The sequence below is a fragment of the Ramlibacter sp. PS4R-6 genome (assembly GCF_037572775.1).
Taxonomy (GTDB): Bacteria; Pseudomonadota; Gammaproteobacteria; order Burkholderiales; family Burkholderiaceae_C; genus Ramlibacter.
Window position 1 is genome coordinate 3349964 of sequence record NZ_JBBHKA010000001.1, and the last position, 16818, is coordinate 3366781.

At 69.0% G+C, this 16818-nt stretch carries 14 protein-coding genes; 11 read left to right on the plus strand and 3 right to left on the minus strand.

Annotated features, from left to right (window positions below):
• The first annotated feature begins 11 nt into the window (after positions 1 to 11).
• Together WG903_RS16625 and WG903_RS16630 are read left to right on the plus strand one after the other, a co-directional pair.
• A complete protein-coding gene (locus tag WG903_RS16625; RefSeq protein WP_340077448.1) occupies positions 12 to 383 on the plus strand; it encodes a response regulator transcription factor in 372 nt (123 codons plus the stop codon).
• Between the two features lie 4 nt (positions 384 to 387).
• Entirely contained in the window at positions 388 to 846 is a 459-nt protein-coding gene (locus WG903_RS16630) for a chemotaxis protein CheX (RefSeq protein ID WP_340077450.1), read from the plus strand.
• 15 nt (positions 847 to 861) lie between these two features.
• Here the strand turns inward: WG903_RS16630 and WG903_RS16635 are convergent, their stop codons facing one another.
• Positions 862 to 2106 carry a type IV pili methyl-accepting chemotaxis transducer N-terminal domain-containing protein gene (locus WG903_RS16635; protein WP_340077452.1) on the minus strand — a complete coding sequence of 415 codons (1245 nt, stop codon included), beginning with the start codon at positions 2104 to 2106 and terminating at the stop codon, positions 862 to 864.
• Positions 2107 to 2296: 190 nt separating this feature from the next.
• Here WG903_RS16635 and WG903_RS16640 point away from each other — a divergent pair, with 190 nt between their 5' ends.
• Positions 2297 to 3553 carry an MFS transporter gene (locus WG903_RS16640; protein ID WP_340077454.1) on the plus strand — a complete coding sequence of 419 codons (1257 nt, stop codon included), beginning with the start codon at positions 2297 to 2299 and terminating at the stop codon, positions 3551 to 3553.
• Positions 3554 to 3560: 7 nt separating this feature from the next.
• Here WG903_RS16640 and WG903_RS16645 read toward each other — a convergent pair whose 3' ends face one another.
• A complete protein-coding gene (locus WG903_RS16645; RefSeq protein ID WP_340077456.1) occupies positions 3561 to 5255 on the minus strand; it encodes a bifunctional protein-serine/threonine kinase/phosphatase in 1695 nt (564 codons plus the stop codon).
• 44 nt (positions 5256 to 5299) lie between these two features.
• On the opposite strand from WG903_RS16645, the gene nirB reads away from it, so the two are divergent.
• The 8 genes from nirB to WG903_RS16685 all read left to right on the plus strand — a co-directional run bounded on the left by nirB (position 5300) and on the right by WG903_RS16685 (position 15430).
• Positions 5300 to 7747 (plus strand): nitrite reductase large subunit NirB, encoded by a 2448-nt coding sequence (gene nirB, locus WG903_RS16650; protein WP_340077458.1) that lies wholly within the window; start codon positions 5300 to 5302, stop codon positions 7745 to 7747.
• Positions 7748 to 7749: 2 nt separating this feature from the next.
• Positions 7750 to 8118 carry a nitrite reductase small subunit NirD gene (gene nirD, locus WG903_RS16655; RefSeq protein ID WP_340078269.1) on the plus strand — a complete coding sequence of 123 codons (369 nt, stop codon included), beginning with the start codon at positions 7750 to 7752 and terminating at the stop codon, positions 8116 to 8118.
• A gap of 1 nt (position 8119) precedes the next feature.
• The gene (locus WG903_RS16660; protein WP_340077460.1) at positions 8120 to 10885 is read left to right on the plus strand and encodes a nitrate reductase; all 2766 of its coding nucleotides are present in this window, start codon (positions 8120 to 8122) and stop codon (positions 10883 to 10885) included.
• Positions 10886 to 10920: 35 nt separating this feature from the next.
• A complete protein-coding gene (gene ybiB / locus WG903_RS16665; RefSeq protein WP_340077462.1) occupies positions 10921 to 11847 on the plus strand; it encodes a DNA-binding protein YbiB in 927 nt (308 codons plus the stop codon).
• Positions 11844 to 12629 carry a uroporphyrinogen-III C-methyltransferase gene (gene cobA, locus WG903_RS16670; RefSeq protein WP_340077464.1) on the plus strand — a complete coding sequence of 262 codons (786 nt, stop codon included), beginning with the start codon at positions 11844 to 11846 and terminating at the stop codon, positions 12627 to 12629. The genes ybiB and cobA overlap by 4 nt, the downstream gene beginning before the upstream one ends.
• A 49-nt stretch (positions 12630 to 12678) precedes the next feature.
• Complete coding sequence (locus WG903_RS16675; protein ID WP_340077466.1) at positions 12679 to 14559, plus strand: acyl CoA:acetate/3-ketoacid CoA transferase; 1881 nt, start codon at positions 12679 to 12681, stop codon at positions 14557 to 14559.
• Positions 14560 to 14694: 135 nt separating this feature from the next.
• Complete coding sequence (gene rpsU, locus WG903_RS16680) at positions 14695 to 14907, plus strand: 30S ribosomal protein S21 (RefSeq protein ID WP_012346814.1); 213 nt, start codon at positions 14695 to 14697, stop codon at positions 14905 to 14907.
• A gap of 76 nt (positions 14908 to 14983) precedes the next feature.
• Positions 14984 to 15430 carry a GatB/YqeY domain-containing protein gene (locus WG903_RS16685; protein WP_340077468.1) on the plus strand — a complete coding sequence of 149 codons (447 nt, stop codon included), beginning with the start codon at positions 14984 to 14986 and terminating at the stop codon, positions 15428 to 15430.
• On the opposite strand, the gene pmbA is transcribed toward WG903_RS16685, so the two are convergent.
• Positions 15427 to 16800: a metalloprotease PmbA gene (gene pmbA / locus WG903_RS16690; RefSeq protein WP_340077470.1), complete on the minus strand. Its 1374-nt coding sequence runs from the start codon at positions 16798 to 16800 to the stop codon at positions 15427 to 15429. The two genes, WG903_RS16685 and pmbA, sit on opposite strands and share 4 nt — an antisense overlap.
• Between the last annotated feature and the right edge of the window lie 18 nt (positions 16801 to 16818).

Genomic DNA, 16818 nt, shown 5'->3' on the forward strand with positions numbered 1-16818 from the left:
CGCGCCGCACCATGCGACTGCTCATCGTCGACGACTCCAACATGATCCGCTCGCGGATCTCGCGCGTCGTCTCCACCGGCGGCATGACCAACGTCACGCTGGTCGGCCTCGCGCGCAACGGCCTCGAAGCCGTGCGCATCGCCAATTCCACGCGCCCGGACGTGGTCACGATGGACCTGACGATGCCCGAGATGGACGGCGTGCAGTGCATCACGCAGCTGCTGCGCAACCAGCCGAAGCTGAACATCCTCGTGGTGAGCGCGCTGTCGGACAAGTCCACCGCGATCGCGGCGCTGAAACTCGGCGCCCGCGGCTTCGTCTCCAAACCCTTCACCGACGACGAGCTGCGCCTGGCGCTGCTCGAAGTCGCCGAGCAGCGCTGAAGCCATGGACAACCTGCGCGATACCGAGCTGAAGCTCTTCGTGGATTCCGTGCGGCACTACTTCCGGGTGAGCACGAAGGAGGAGCCGCAGATCACCTCGGCCTTCCTCGACACCGGCGACGTCGAGGCTTTCGACTTCAACGGCATCGTGACGTTCTCCGGTTCGTACCATGGCCACGTCATGGTCTCGATGCCGCAGCAGCTGCTGCGCGAGCTGCTGATCCTGCAGGGCGAGACCGACCTGTCCGACGGCAACCTCCTGGACGCCGCAGGCGAGATCGCCAACACGCTGGGCGGCAACGCGCGCAAGGAGCTCGGCCCGGCGCTGGAGATTTCGGTGCCGGTGAAGCTGCTCGGCACCTCGGGCATCCGGGCCCGCGTGCGCAAGCGGCCTTGCGTCATCACGCTGCGCTGGAACCGCCAGCCGGCGCTGGTGGTGATCGACATGGAGAAGCGCGCGTAGCGCGCAAAAGCGCGTCTAGCCCAGGAGGACCTGCAGGCTGTGTTCGTACGCTTCCGTCAGCTGGTCGAACAGGGCCAACAGCTCCTCGCTCGCGGAGGCGATGGCCAGGCGCCCGGCCGGCTGGCCTGCCTGGCGCACGCCCTCCTGCAGGCGCACCCACGCCTCGCGCGCATCGCCCATGCCCTGGCGGATCTGCGTGCTGGTGAGCGGCGCTTCGGCCAGCGCCGCCATGCCTTCCTCGAACGCCGCCGCGGCGGCGCGCGCGCCCTCACTCGAGCCGAGCAGCGCGCACTTGGCAAAGCGCTGCGACAGCATGCGCTGGCGGCCCGACACGTTGACCACGCCCGCGGTGGCCGCGAGGCCCGAGGCTTCGAGCGCGGCGACCAGCGCGTCGGCCTGCTGCAGCATCGCCTCGGCCCTGGCGTCGAGGTCGGGCAGCTGCGCGGCGGCCGGCGCGGCCGAGAGCATCTTCTTCAGCGGGGCCCAGCCCGTGCGCGCGGCGGCGAGCAGGTCACCGTAGGTCGCCGCGGACAGCGCCTTGTCGAGGTGGGCCAGGTTCTCGTCGACGCGGGCCACCGATTGCTTCATCAACAACGCCGCGGAAGCCGCCTCGGTACCGCTGCAGGCCAGCGCGTAAAGCTTCACCAGCCGCTGCGACAGCATGCGCTGCTGGCCCGCGCGGTTGATCGCGCCGGCCGCGAGCGCCGCGTCGATCACGTGCTGCGACACCTGCCCCACGCGCTGCTTGCCCTGCATCGATGCGGTGCGCAGCAGCTGGAAGGCCTCGTCTTCCGACATCTGGCGCGAGCGCATCAGGATGCCCTTGGCCTTGTCGACGAGCTTGCGTTCCTCGAGGCGCGCGCCGACCTCGGCCAGTTCCTCGCGCAGCTTGCGTTCGCGCGCGTGCCGCGCCTGCGCCAGTTGCACCAGCGGCCGCAGGCGCTGCGGCGCATAGCCTTGCACCACCCAGGCATCGGCGCCCGCCTCCAGGGCATCGTTCATCCACTGCGCGTCCGCATCCTGGGTGAAGACGGCCACGGGCAGCGGTCGTTGCGCCCGCAACGTTCGCAGCGCATCGAGGAACGCCGCATCGGCGCGCGGCTGCCAGCACAGCACGACGTCGGGGTCGTTGCGCAGCGCATCGCGCACCATGTCCGCGCACTCGACGGGGCCGAGCACACCAAACCCGGCTGCGGCGCAGTCGGCCGCCAGCGAGGGCAGCGGGCCTTGCGTTGGCTGGATCAACAAGACGGTCGTCACGCCTCGCAGCATAGGGCATGGCCGAGTCACCAAAGCTGGCACGTTTCGTGCAGCCAACAAGGTCGAGGGTGCGATGCTGCACCCGGACCGTGCATCGCAACGGCGGTCGTGCGCACGACGGTGTGTGCTGGCGAGTCCCCGCAAGGGGGCCGGGTGGTTTCCATCCGGCAATCGGACTCGGACACACACCATGGGCACCTTCAAACTCTTTCTTCGCAACGGCCACGCACCCACGCTCTTCGCGGCGTTCCTGTACTTCGGGTTCTCCTGCGGCATCTGGGTGCTGAACGGCGCAATGGCGCCCTTCATCAGCGAGACCTATGCGCTTTCCCCGGCGCAGAAGGGGCTGATGCTGTCGATCCCGATCTTCGCCGGCGCGCTGATGCGCTTTCCCCTGGGCGTGCTCGCCCAGTACATCGGCCGCAAGAAGGCCACGCTGGTCGAGATGGCCATGATCTGCGTGGCCATGCTGTTCGGCCTGTTCTTCGTCAAGAGCTTCAACGACCTGCTGGCCATGGGCGTGCTGCTGGGGATCGCGGGCGCGAGCTTCGGCGTGGCCCTGTCCCTGGGCGCGGGCTCGTTCTCGCCGCAGCACAAGGGCCTGGCGATGGGCATCGTCGGCGCGGGCAACGTGGGCACGGCGGTTTCGGTGCTGGTGGCCCCGCCGCTGGCGCAGTGGCTCGGCTGGCAGGCGGTCTATGGCGTGGCCGCGGTCGCCATCCTCATCCCGATGGTGGTGATGGTCGTCTTCGCGCGCGAGCCGGACGACGTGGACCCGCACGCTTCCTTCCGCGAGCACATCGCCTGCCTGTTCGAGCGCGACGGCTGGGCCTTCAACCTGATCTACGCCATCACCTTCGGCGGCTTCATCGGCCTCACGAGCTTCCTGCCCTCCTACTACTTCGACCAGTTCGGCGTCAGCAAGGTGCAGGCGGGCCAGCTCACCATGCTCGCGGCATTCACCGGGGCTGCGTTGCGCGTCGTCGGCGGCTGGCTGTCGGACCGCTGGGGCGGCGTGAACACGCTGACCGTGGTGCTATTGGTGGTCGCGGCATCGCTCTTCGGCGTGGCCTTCTTCGACCGCTCGCTCGCCGCGACGACGCTGCTGCTGATGCTGTGCTTCGCGGCGCTGGGTGCGGGCAACGGCGCGGTGTTCCAGCTGGTGCCGCTGCGCTGGCCGACGACCACGGCCGTGGCCGGCTCGATGATCGGCGAGGTCGGCGCGCTGGGCGGCGGCTTCGTGCCCAACGTGATGGGCGCGGCCAAGCAGAACATGGGCAGCTACAGCTGGGGCTTCCTGGTCTTCGCGGTGGCGGCCCTGGTCGTCCTCGCGGTGATGCGCATGATGCAGATCCGCTGGACGCGCACCTGGGCCGAGAAGGGCGGGCGCGCGCGTCCCGCCGCCCCCTCGCCCTCTGCACCCATTCACAGGGAACGGAGCGCCTGAAATGACTTCAGCGCGGCAGGAACAGCAGCCAGTACACGAGCAGGAGGTTGAGCGCCACCGAGAGGCCGAGCGCCACCTTCCACAGGCTCGCCGGATCGCGCGCGATGAGCGGCGTGGCGCGCGCCGCGTCGAGCGGGCGCGAGGCGCCGCGTTCCAGGGCCAGCACGAATTCCTCCGCGGTCTCGAACCGCTGGCGCGCATCGAGCGCGACGGCCTTCAGCACCACGTGGTCCAGCCAGATCGGCACGTCGGGCCGCAGGCGCGAGGGCGCGCGCGGGTCGCGCTTGAAGCGCGCGCGCTGGTAGGGCTCGATCTCGCCGTAAGGCAGGTGGCCGGTGAGCCACTGGTACAGCGTGACGCCCAGCGCGTACAGGTCGCTGGCCGCATGGGCGGCCTCCCCGTCCCACTGTTCCGGGTTCATGTAGCTGGGCGTGCCGGCATGCAGGCTGCGCTGCTCCACGGGTTCGCGGCCGGAGATGGCCACACCGAGATCGAGCACGCGCCACACGCCGTCGTCGCCCAGGTGCAGGTTGCCGGGCTTGACGTCCCGGTGCACCACACCCAGCCGGTGCAATCGCCCCAGTGCGCGCGCGATGGCGATCGCGCCCTGCGCCACCTGCGAGACGGTGAAAACCTGCTTCTGCTCGAAGGCCTGCTGCAACGTGGTGCCGCCATGCCAGTCGAACACGGCATAGAGCGCGCTGGCACCGGCCTGTTCGCGCACGGCGACGAAGCCTTCGACGTCGGCCAGGCGTTGGCCCAGCCAGGCCTCGTGCGCCAGCATCGCGCGCTCCTCGGGGTCGTTCACCCGCGACTCGTGCAGCGTCTTGATCGCGACCAGCTGGCCGGTGGCGCTGTCACGGGCCTGGTAGAGGCGGTGCAAGCCGGTGTCGCGCAGCAGCGCCGTCACGACGAAGCCGTCGAGCTCGTCGCCCACCTTCAGGCGCGGCGCGGCCGGCAGGCTGTGCGCGCGCAGCATCGCGTCGGGCAAGTCGGCGCTGGCGAGTTCGCGCACCTGGATCACCAGGGCACTCGCGTTGTCGCGTGTGCCCGCTTCCACCGCGGCACCGACGAGCGCCTCGCTCATGACCTGCGCCCCGCCCTCGGCCTTGAGCAGCGTCGCGATGCGCGCCGTGCGCAAGGCGCCGTGCACGCCGTCGCTGGTCAGCACGAACACGTCGCCGGGGCGCAGCTCGCCCGAGGCGTAGTCGGGATGCACGTGCTCGTCGAGGCCGACGGCGCGCGTCACGCGGCTGCGCATGTCGGGGTGGTCGAACACATGGTCCTGCGTCAGCACCTCGCACTGCCCGCCGCGCAGCAGCCAGGCGCGGCAATCGCCCACGTGGGCCAGCGTGTAGCTGTGGCCGCGCAGGGCGATCGCCGTGAGCGTCGTCATCGCGCTGTCGCCGGGGTTGCGGCGGTTGCGGGCGGCCAGCCACGCGTTCTGGGCGGCGATCAGGCGGTCCAGCGACACGCTCGTGTCCCAGGTTTCCGGCGTGCCGAAGTAATCCTGCAGCAGCGTCATCACGGTGGTCTGCGCGGCTTCGCGCCCGCCGCCGCCGGCCGACACGCCGTCGGCGATCGCGGCGATCAGGCCGCGCGCCTCGTCACGGGCGTCCGGGCGCAGCGCGGCGACGAAGTCCTCGTTGTTCTCGCGAGGTCCGCGCGCGCTGTGCCAGCCGATGTCCACGTCCAGGGCCATGGCGGGATCGTAACGGCGCGAATCGAATTTGAAGGAGTCCAGGCATGAAGAAATCCAAGCTGGTGATGATCGGCAACGGCATGGCGGGCGTGCGAACGCTCGAGGAGCTGCGCAAGATCGCGCCCGACCTGCACGAGATCACGGTGTTCGGCGCCGAGCCGCACCCCAACTACAACCGCATCCTGCTGTCGCCCGTGCTGGCGGGCGAGCAGACGCTCGACGAGATCGTCCTGAACTCGTGGGAGTGGTACGAGCAGAACCAGATCAAGCTGCACACCGGCAAGAAGGTGGTCGAGATCGACCGCATCCGCCGCGTCGTGCGCGCAGAAGACGGGACCGAGGAGACATACGACCGGTTGCTGCTGGCCACCGGGTCCAACCCCTTCATCCTGCCCGTGCCGGGCAAGGACCTGAAGGGCGTGATCGCGTACCGCGACATCGCGGACACGAACACGATGATCGAAGCCGCCACGCAGTACAGGAAGGCGGTGGTGATCGGCGGCGGCCTGCTGGGCCTGGAAGCGGCCAACGGCCTGATGAAGCGCGGCATGGACGTCACCGTGGTGCACGTCATGCCGTGGCTGATGGAGCGCCAGCTGGACGACGTGGCCGGCAAGCTGCTGCAGAAGTCGCTGGAGGAGCGCGGCCTGAAGTTCATAATCGGCGCGCAGACGCAGGAGCTGGTGGGCGGGGAAGACGGCCGCGTGAAAGCGGTGAAGTTCAAGGATGGCACCGTGGCCGATGCCGACCTCGTCGTGATGGCGGTCGGCATCCGCCCCAACACGGAGCTTGCCGAGAGCGCGCGCCTGCACTGCAACCGCGGCATCGTCGTCAACGACACGATGCAGACCGTGACCGACGCGCGAATCTACGCCGTGGGCGAATGCGCGGCCCACCGGGGCATCGCGTACGGCCTGGTCGCGCCGCTCTTCGAGCAGGCCAAGGTTGCCGCGAACCACCTGGCGCAGTTCGGCATCGGCCGCTACACCGGGTCGCTCACGTCGACCAAGCTCAAGGTCACAGGCATCGACCTGTTCTCCGCCGGCGACTTCATGGGCGGCGACGGCTGCGAGGAGATCGTGATGAGCGATCCCTTCGGCGGCGTCTACAAGAAGCTCGTGATCAAGGATGACAAGCTGGTCGGCGCGTGCCTGTACGGCGACACGGTCGACGGCAGCTGGTACTTCAAGCTGCTGCGCGAAGGCCGCAACGTCACCGACCTGCGCGACAAGTTGATGTTCGGCGAGTCGAACATCGGCGACACCGGCCACCAGGGCCAGAGCAAGGCGGCCGCCATGGCCGACACCGACGAGGTCTGCGGCTGCAACGGAGTGACCAAGGGCTCGATCTGCAAGGCGATCAAGGACAAGGGCCTGTTCACGCTGGACGAGGTGCGCAAGCACACCAAGGCCAGTGCCTCCTGCGGCTCGTGCACGGGCCTGGTCGAGCAGATCCTGATGTTCCAGGCCGGCGGCGACTATTCCGCCGCGCCCAAGAAGAAGGCGCTGTGCGGCTGCACCGACCACAGCCACCAGGACGTGCGCGACGCGATCAAGGCCAACAAGCTGCTCACCATCGCCGACACGATGCGCTTCATGGATTGGCGCACGCCCAACGGCTGCGCCACCTGCCGCCCGGCGGTCAACTACTACCTCATTTCCACCTGGCCGAAGGAGGCCAAGGACGACCCGCAATCGCGCTTCATCAACGAGCGCAGCCACGCCAACATCCAGAAGGACGGCACGTACTCCGTCATCCCGCGCATGTGGGGCGGCGAAACCACGGCCGACGAGCTGCGCCGCATCGCCGACGTGGTCGACAAGTACAAGATCCCGACGGTGAAGGTCACCGGCGGCCAGCGCATCGACCTGCTGGGCGTGAAGAAGGAAGACCTGCAGAACGTCTGGAAGGACATCGGCATGCCTTCCGGCCATGCGTATGCCAAGGCGCTGCGCACGGTGAAGACCTGTGTCGGATCGGAGTGGTGCCGCTTCGGCACGCAGGACTCCACGCAGATGGGCAAGGACCTGGAGCGCGCCCTGTGGCGCATGTACGCCCCGCACAAGGTCAAGCTGGCCGTCTCCGGCTGCCCGCGCAACTGCGCCGAATCGGGCATCAAGGACGTCGGCGTGATCGGCGTGGATTCCGGCTGGGAGATCTACGTGGGCGGCAACGGCGGCATCAAGACCGAAGTCGCGCACTTCCTCGTGAAGGTGAAGTCGTCCGAGGAAGTCCTCGAATACTCGGGCGCGTTCCTGCAGCTGTACCGCGAGGAAGGCTGGTACCTGGAGCGCACCGTGCACTACATCAACCGCGTCGGGCTCGACTACGTCAAGAAGAAGATCCTCGACGACGCCGAAGGGCGCAAGGCGCTGTGGGCGCAGCTGCAGTTCTCGCTGGACGGCGAACCCGACCCGTGGTTCGAGCATGACAAGGCCGCAGTCGACAAGCGGCAGTTCATCCCGATCCAGCCGGTGACGGAGGCCGCATGAAAATGAACGACTGGACCGTGATCTGCCGCGTCGACGAAATCCCCGTGCTCGGCGCGCGCCGCGTCGCGCGTCCGCAAGGCATGCCCGTTGCCGTGTTCCGCAACGACCAGGACCAGGTCTTCGCGCTGCTGGACCGCTGCCCGCACAAGGGCGGGCCGCTGTCGCAGGGCATCGTCTTCGGCACCAGCGTCGCGTGCCCGCTGCACAACTGGACCATCGGCCTGGACGACGGCTGCGCAAAATCGCCGGACGAAGGCTGCACGACGAAGTTCTCGTGCCGCGTCGAAGGCGGTGACGTGCTGCTGGACCCCGTGGAACTGGCCACCCTCGCCATCGACGTCGAGCCGCCCAAGGCCGGGCCGGTGAAGTGAGATGAAGGAAACGAAGTCCACCTGCCCGTACTGCGGGGTGGGCTGCGGCGTGATCATCACGTCGCAAGGCGACCAGATCACCGGCGTGCGCGGCGACCCCGACCACCCCGCGAACTTCGGCCGCCTGTGCACCAAGGGCTCGACGCTGCACCTCACGGCCTCGGCGCCGGTGACGAAACAGGTGCGCCTGATGCACCCGATGCTGCGCGAAGCCCGCAGCGAGAAACCGGTGCGCATCACGTGGGACTCGGCGATGCACATCGCCGCCGACCGCTTCGCGCGCGTGATCCGCGACCATGGCCCGGACGCGGTGGGCTTCTACATCTCCGGCCAGCTGCTCACCGAGGACTACTACGTCTTCAACAAGCTGGCCAAGGGCCTGATCGGCACCAACAACGTCGACACCAACTCGCGCCTGTGCATGTCGAGCGCGGTGGCGGGCTACAAGCAGACGCTGGGCGCCGACGCCCCGCCGGCCTGCTACGACGACGTAAAACACGCCGACTGCCTGTTCATCGCGGGCAGCAACACGGCTTACGCGCATCCCATCCTGTTCCGCCGCATCGAGGACGCAAGAGCGGCGAACCCGGCGCTGAAGATCGTCGTGGTCGACCCGCGCCGCACCGAAACGGCCGGCGTGGCCGACCTGCACCTGGCCATCCAGCCCGGCACCGACGTCATGCTGTTCAACGGCATGCTGCACGTGATGCTGTGGGAAGGCTGGACGAAGCCCGACTGGATCGCCGCGCACACCAACGGCTTCGACGAACTCAAGGCCACGGTGCGCGACTGCACGCCCGAGGTCGTCACCCAGACCTGCGGCGTCGGCAAGGACGCGCTCTTCGAGGCGGCCAAGCTCTTCGCCACCTCGAAGGCCACCTTGAGTCTGTACTGCCAGGGCCTGAACCAGTCCAGCAGCGGCACCGCCAAGAACGCGGCGCTGGTGAACCTGCACCTGGCCACCGCGCAGATCGGCCGCCCCGGCGCCGGCCCCTTCTCGCTCACGGGCCAGCCCAATGCAATGGGCGGGCGCGAAGTGGGCGGCCTGGCCAATTTGATGTCCGCACACCGCGACCTGGCCAACCCGCAGCACCGCGCCGAAGTCGCCGCGTTCTGGGGCGTGCCCTCGGTACCCGAAAAGCCCGGCAAGACGGCCGTGGACATGTTCCAGGCCGCCGCCGACGGCGAAATCAAGGCGCTGTGGATCGCCTGCACCAACCCCGCGCAGTCCATGCCCGACCAGGCCACCGTGCGCCGCGCGCTGGAGCGCGCCGAGTTCGTCGTCGTGCAGGAAGCGTTTGCCACGACGGCCACCTGCGACTACGCCGATTTGCTGCTGCCCGCGACGACCTGGGGCGAGAAGGACGGCACCGTCACCAACAGCGAGCGTCGCGTCAGCCGCGTGCGGCCCGCGATCGCCAAGCCCGGCAGCACGCGCCACGACTGGGAGATCGCCGTCGAATTCGCGCGGCGCCTCGAAGGCCGGCTCGGCAAGGGCACCAGGCTGTTTGCCTACGACACGCCCGAGTCGGTGTGGAACGAACACCGCGAGACCACGCGCGGGCGTGACCTCGACATCACCGGCATGAGCTACGCGCGGCTCGATGCGTCGCCGCTGCAATGGCCGATGCGCGAAGGCGAGACCGAAGGCAAGGCGCGCCTGTACGAGGACGGCGTGTTCCCCACCGCCGACGGCAAGGCGAAGTTCGCTAACGTGCGCTATGCGCCGGTCGCGGAGCCGCGCGATGCCCGCTACCCTTTCGCGCTCACGACGGGGCGCCTGCGCGACCAGTGGCACGGCATGAGCCGCACCGGCACGCTGGGGCGTCTGTTCGGTCACGTCCCCGAGCCGGCCGTGCAACTGCACGCCCAGGACATGGACCGCCGCGGCATCGGCGAAGGCGACCTGGTGCACGTGACGAGCCGCCGCGGCTCGCTGCTGCTGCCCGCGCAGGCCAGCGACGAGGTGCCGCTGAGCCAGGCTTTCATCGCCATGCACTGGGGCGCCGAGTACCTGTCCGGTTGCAGCAGCACCGGCGAGCGCGTCGCGGGCGTGAACGCGCTCACCACTGGCGCGTACTGCCCCACGTCGAAGCAGCCGGAGCTGAAGCACACCGCCGTCAAGATCCTGAAGGCCGACCTGCCGTGGTCGATGCTGGTGATCGGCTGGCTGCCGGAAGACCGTGCGCTTGCCGCGCGCGAGGAACTGCGCCGCGCCGCCGGCATGTTCCCCTTCGCGTCCTGCGTGCCTTTCGGGCACGCCCGCACCGGCCTGCTGCTGCGCGCCGCCGCTTACGAAGCACCACCCGAGGAGATCGTCGCGCGCATCGAGGCCCTGTTCGGCCTCGATGCAGCCGACGCACTGCGCTACGCCGACAAGCGCAAGGGGCAACGCCGCACGGTGCGGCTGGTGCGGCAAGGCGCCGATGCGAAGCTCGAAGCCTTCCTGCTGGCGGGCGACACCAGCGCGCAGGCGTGGATGAAGACGCTGCTCGAAGACGAGCTGCCGGCGCAGTCGTACGGCCGCGCGCTGCTCGCGCCCGGTGCGAAGCCGCCCGTCGCCGTGGCATCCCGCGGCCGCGCGATCTGCACGTGCTTCAACGTGACCGATGCGCAGATCCAGTCGTGTCTGGCGCAAGCGGAGGGCGACGACGACCAGCGCCTCGCGCAACTGCAAGCGACGCTGAAGTGCGGCACCAACTGCGGCTCGTGCGTGCCCGAGCTGAAACGCATGGTCCGCGCGGGCCAGCCGCAATTCAGCATATAGCCGCAAGTCATCAGTGCTCTGGGACAATGACTTCCATGGGCATCAGCCAGTACATCCGGGAGATCGGCCGAGGCAAGGACGGCGCGCGAGCGCTGGGCCGCGTGCAGGCGCGCGACCTCTTCGGGCAGGTGCTGGATGGCTCGGTCACCGACCTCGAGCTCGGCGCCTTCTGCATCGCGATGCGCGTGAAGGGCGAAACGCCCGAGGAGATGGCGGGCTTCCTGGAAGCGACGTACGAACGCATGACCCGCATCCCCGCCGGTCCCGCGCCCCTGGTGGTGCTGCCGAGCTACAACGGCGCGCGCAAGCTGCCGCTGCTCACGCCGCTGCTGGCCTTGCTCGTGGCGCGCGAAGGCCTGCCGGTCCTGATCCACGGCGCACAGACCGAGGGCACGCGCGTGTTCGTGTCGCACGTGCTCGAGGCGCTCGACATAAAGCCCTCGTCGCAAGTGCATGCGATCGCTCCCGGTGAACTCGCCTATGTGCCGACCCATGTGCTGTCGCCCGGCCTGCAGCGCCTGCTGGAGGTCCGCCGCACGGTGGGCCTGCGCAACTCCTCGCACAGCCTGGTGAAGCTGATGAACCCCAGCGCCGGCGAAGCCATCGTCGTGGGCAGCTACACGCACCCGGAGTACGCCGTCTCGATGGGCGAGGTCTACGAGCTGATGGGCTCGACGGCCCTGCTCCTGCGCGGCACCGAGGGCGAGCCGGTGGCCGACCCGCGCCGCGTGCGCAAGCTCGAGGGTTTCCTGCGCGGCAAGCGCCGCCTGCTGGAGGAAGATCAGCCCGGCACGGTCACGGAACTGCCCGACCTGCCGGCGGACACGGCCCCCCACACCACCGCGGCCTATATCCGCGACCTCCTGTCGGGCAAGCGGCCCGTCCCTGCGCCGATCACCCTTCAGGTGGAACATATCTTGCGTCTGGCGAAGGCATCCCAAGAACAGGAGACAAGGCCGTGAATGCCGACACTTTCAAGCCCGGGAAGGTCACCCTCGTCGGGGCCGGCCCCGGCGATCCCGAACTGCTCACCATCAAGGCCGTGAAGGCCATCCAGGCCGCCACGGTGCTGCTGGTGGACGACCTCGTCAGCCCCGAAGTCGCCGCCCTCGCGGCGCCCGGGGCACGCGTCGTGCAGGTCGGCAAGCGCGGCGGCTGCAAGAGCACGCCGCAGGCCTTCATCGAGAAACTCATGGTCATGGCCGCGCGCGAAGGCGAGAACGTCGTGCGCTTGAAGGGCGGCGACCCCTTCATCTTCGGCCGCGGCGGCGAGGAGGTGGAGCACCTGCGCGAAGCCGGCGTCCAGGTGGAGGTGGTCAACGGCATCACCTCGGGCCTGGCCGCCGCCACGTCGCTGGGCGTCCCGCTCACGCACCGCGAGCACGCGCACGGCGTGGTGTTCGTCACCGGCCATGCGCACCCGGGGGCCGAAGGCATCGACTGGAAGGCGCTCGCCCAGGCGGCGCGCGACGCCAAGCTCACGCTGGTGATCTACATGGGTGTCAGCGGCGCGGGCCGCATCCAGCAGGAGCTGCTCACGGGCCTGCCCGCGGCCACGCCGGTTGCGATCATCCAGCGCGCCACGCTGCCCGACCAGCGCGAGGCCGTCACCACCCTGGGCCAGCTGCAGGCCACCATCGAGCGCGAACAACTGGCCAGCCCCTCGGTGATCGTCGTCGGCGACGTCCTCCGCGGCGTGGCTGCCGTCGCCGAATCGCCCGCCAAACGGGCTTCTACCGGCTAGTAAGACTACTGGCTTGCGCCCCGGCCGCCCGGCGGCCCATCATCGGCGCATGCACACCAACCTGCACGAACAGGCGACCCCCGGCGCCCGCCGCAACAAGGTCGTCACGGCCGCCGAGGCCGTCCGCTTGGTCCACGACGGCGACACCGTGGCCACCGGCGGCTTCGTGGGGATCGGTTTCGCGGAGGAGATCGCCGTGGCGCTGGAGCAGCGCTTCCTCGCGGCCAGCTCCGAAACCGGCACGGGATCGCCGCGCGACCTGACGCTGGTCTACGCCGCAGGCCAGGGCGACGGGAAGGAGCGCGGCCTCAACCACTTCGGCCATGCCGGCATGGTCAAGCGCGTGATCGGCGGGCACTGGGGCCTGGTGCCGGCGCTGCAGAAGCTGGCGGTGGCCAATGAGATCGAGGCCTACAACCTGCCGCAGGGCGTGATCGCGCACCTGTTCCGCGACATCGCGGCCGGCAAGCCCGGCACGCTCACGCGCGTGGGCCTGGACACCTTCGTCGACCCGCGCCACGGCGGCGGCAAGATCAACGCCCGCACGACGGGCGACATCGTGCGGCTGATGGAGATCGACGGGCAGGAGTACCTGTTCTACAAGGCCTTCCCGATCTCGGTGGGGATCATCCGCGCGACCACCGCCGACCCCGACGGCAACCTCACGATGGAGCGCGAGGCGCTGACGCTGGAGGCGCTGGCCATCGCCATGGCCGCGCGCAACAGCGGCGGCATCGTCATCGCGCAGGTCGAGCGCATCGCCGAGCGCGGCACGCTCAACCCGCGGCAGGTCAAGGTGCCCGGCGTGATGGTCGACGCGGTGGTGGTCGCCACCGACCCGGCCCACCACATGCAGACCTTCGCCGAGCCCTACAACCCCGCATACGCCGGCGAGATCCGCGTGCCGATGGACACGCTCGCGCCCATGCCCATGAGCGAGCGCAAGGTCATCGCAAGGCGCGCCGCGCTGGAGCTCAAGGCGAACAGCGTGGTGAACCTGGGCATCGGCATGCCCGAGGGCGTGGCCTCCGTCGCGGCGGAGGAGCGCGTGATCGACCTCGTCACGCTCACCGCCGAACCGGGCGTGATCGGCGGCATCCCCGCCAGCGGCCTGTCCTTCGGCGCCGCCGTCAACGCACAGGCCATCATCGACCAGCCGAACCAGTTCGACTTCTACGACGGCGGCGGGCTGGACCTGGCGGTGCTGGGCCTGGCGCAGGCCGACGCCGAGGGCAACCTGAACGTCAGCAAGTTCGGCAAGCGTCTCGCGGGCGCCGGTGGCTTCATCAACATCAGCCAGAACGCCAAGACCGTGTGTTTCGTCGGCACCTTCCTCGCCGGCGACCAGCCGAAGTTCGTCAAGGAGGTCGAGCACCGCACCTTCAGCGGCCGCGAGGCCCTGCGCCGCGGCCAGCGCGTGCTGTACGTGACCGAGCGCTGCGTCTTCCAGCTGGCGCCCCAAGGCGGGCTGGAGCTCATCGAGATCGCGCCGGGCCTGGACCTGGAGCGCGACATCCTGGCCAAGATGGCCTTCAAGCCGGCCGTGAGCCCCCAGATGAAGCCCATGGATTTCGCCATCTTCGGCTCGGCGCCGCTGGGCCTGCGCGACCGGCTGCTGGCCAAGCCCCTGGCCCAGCGCCTGCAGCTGGACGATGCGCAGAAGATGCTCTTCATCGATTTCGAAGGCATGTCCGTCCACACCCATTCGGGCGTGGATGAGGTCGAGGCGGCCGTGCAGCAGCTGCTCGACCCGGTGGTGAAGACGCCCGAGGACAAGGTGGCCGCCGTCGTGAACTATGACAATTTCACGATCTCGCCCGGCCTGGTGGACGCCTGGTCGGCCATGGTCGACCGGCTGACGACCCGCTACTACAGCGCCGTCACCCGGTACGGCCACGGCGGGTTCCTCAAGGCCAAGCTGGAGGCCTAGTTGCCGGCTGCCGCGCTGCGGCTATAATCTCGGGCTTTGCTGGCAATCCCCCACCGGCCTCGATCGATCATGTGGTGGGGACCCCCAGCCGGGGTTCCTCGATCTTCCCCCCGGCGCACTGAATTCAGGATTTGAATGACGACCATTCGAGTGAAGGAAAACGAGCCGTTTGACGTGGCGCTGCGCCGCTTCAAGCGCACCATCGAGAAGCTGGGCCTGCTGACCGAACTGCGCGCCCGCGAGTTCTACGAGAAGCCCACCGCCGAGCGCAAGCGCAAGAAGGCGGCCGCCGTGAAGCGCCACTACAAGCGCGTTCGCAGCATGCAGCTTCCGAAGAAGCTCTACTAAGCACCGGGGCCCTGCCCCAGGAAACCTGCCCCGGGGACGCTCGCGGCAGGTTTTTTCTTTTCAGCCAAGGATGACCATGAGCCTCAAGGACCGCATCACCGACGACATGAAGGCCGCCATGCGCGCCAAGGACACCGATCGCCTGGGCGCCATCCGCCTGCTGACGGCCGCGATGAAGCAGAAGGAAGTGGACGAGCGCATCACGCTGGACGACGCCGCCATCGTGGGCATCGTGGACAAGATGCTCAAGCAGCGCAAGGACTCGATCGAGGCCTTCGAGAAGGCCGGCCGCACCGACCTGGTCGACAAGGAAAAGGCCGAAGCCGCCGTCCTGCAGGCCTACCTGCCCGCGCGCCTGTCGGCCGAGGAAGTCGCCGCCGAGGTCAAGGCCATCGTCGCGGAAGTCGGCGCCAAGGGCCCGGGCGACATGGGCAAGGTGATGGGCGCCGCCAAGCAGCGCCTGGCCGGCAAGGCCGACATGGGGCAGGTGTCGGCGGCCGTGAAGGCAGCGCTTGCCGGCTAAGAGCCGGCGATTTTCATCTTCCCGACGAGCACCGACCCCACGGTCTTCGCGCCGTAGTTGTAGGTGTCCGAACCGATCGCCTGGATGCCGCCGAGCATGTCCTTCAGGTTCCCGGCGATCGTGATCTCGTGCACGGGGTACGCGATCTTCCCGTTCTCCACCCAGAAGCCGCTCGCGCCGCGCGAGTAGTCGCCGGTCACGTAGTTCACGCCCTGCCCCATCAGCTCGATGACGAACAGGCCGCGCCCCAGCTTGCGCAGCATCTCGTCGAGGTCGTCGCCGCGCTGCGTGCGCTTGGACGTGAGCGTGAGGTTGTGCGAGCCGCCCGCGTTGCCCGTGGTCTTCATCCCCAGCTTGCGCGCCGAGTAGCTCGAGAGGAAATAGCCTTGCACCACCCCGGCGTCGACGACCTTGCGCGCCTTGGTGCGCACACCCTCTTCGTCGAACGCCGAACTGCCCTTCCCGCGGCGCACGTGCGGGTCCTCGACCAGGTCCACGTGGTCCGGGAAGACCTTCTTGCCCAGTGAATCGACCAGGAAGCTGCTGCGGCGGTACAGCGCCCCGCCGCTGGTGCCCTGGACGTACGCGCCGATGAGGCCAGCGGCCACAGGCGATTCGAACAGCACCGGGCACTCGCGCGTGGTGATCTTGCGGGACTTCAGGCGCGACAGCGCACGCTCCGCCGCATAGCGGCCCACCGCCTTCGGATCGGCCAACTCGCGCGAGTCGCGCATGGAGGTGTACCAGGCGTCGCGCTGCATGTCGTCGCCCTTGCCCGCGATGGGCGCCACAGACACCGAATGGCGCGAGCTCGCATAGCCGCCGCGGAAGCCGCGCGAATGGGCCGAGAAGAAATGGCTTTGCTGCGCCGACACGCCGGCGCCTTCGCTGTTGGTGATGCGCTTGTCGGTCTTGAAGGCGGCGGCCTCGCATTCGAGCGCGATCTGCGCGGCCTTTTCGCTGGTGATGTCCCAGGGGTGGAACAGGTCCAGGTCGGGCTGTTCGTCGGCGCCCGCGATGTCACCCGCCTCCGGCAGGCCCGCGAAGGGGTCTTCGGCCGTGAAGCGCGCGATGTCGTAGGCGGCCTGCACCGTCTGCTCGATCGCCGCGGCGGAGAAATCCGACGTGCTGGCGTTGCCGCGCCGCTTGCCCACGTACACCGTCACGCCCAGCGACTTGTCGCGGTTGCGCTCGACGTTTTCCAGCTCGCCCTTGCGCACGGACACCGACAGGCCGCAGCCCTCGGAGGCTTCCGCGCCGGCGTCGGTGGCGCCCAGCTTCCTGGCGTGCGCGAGCGCGGCGTCGACGAGTTGTTCGAATTGCGCGCGGCTGTAGGTGAATCCCCGCCCGGGCTGGTCTGTTGTTTTCATTGCGGCGACTATGATAGC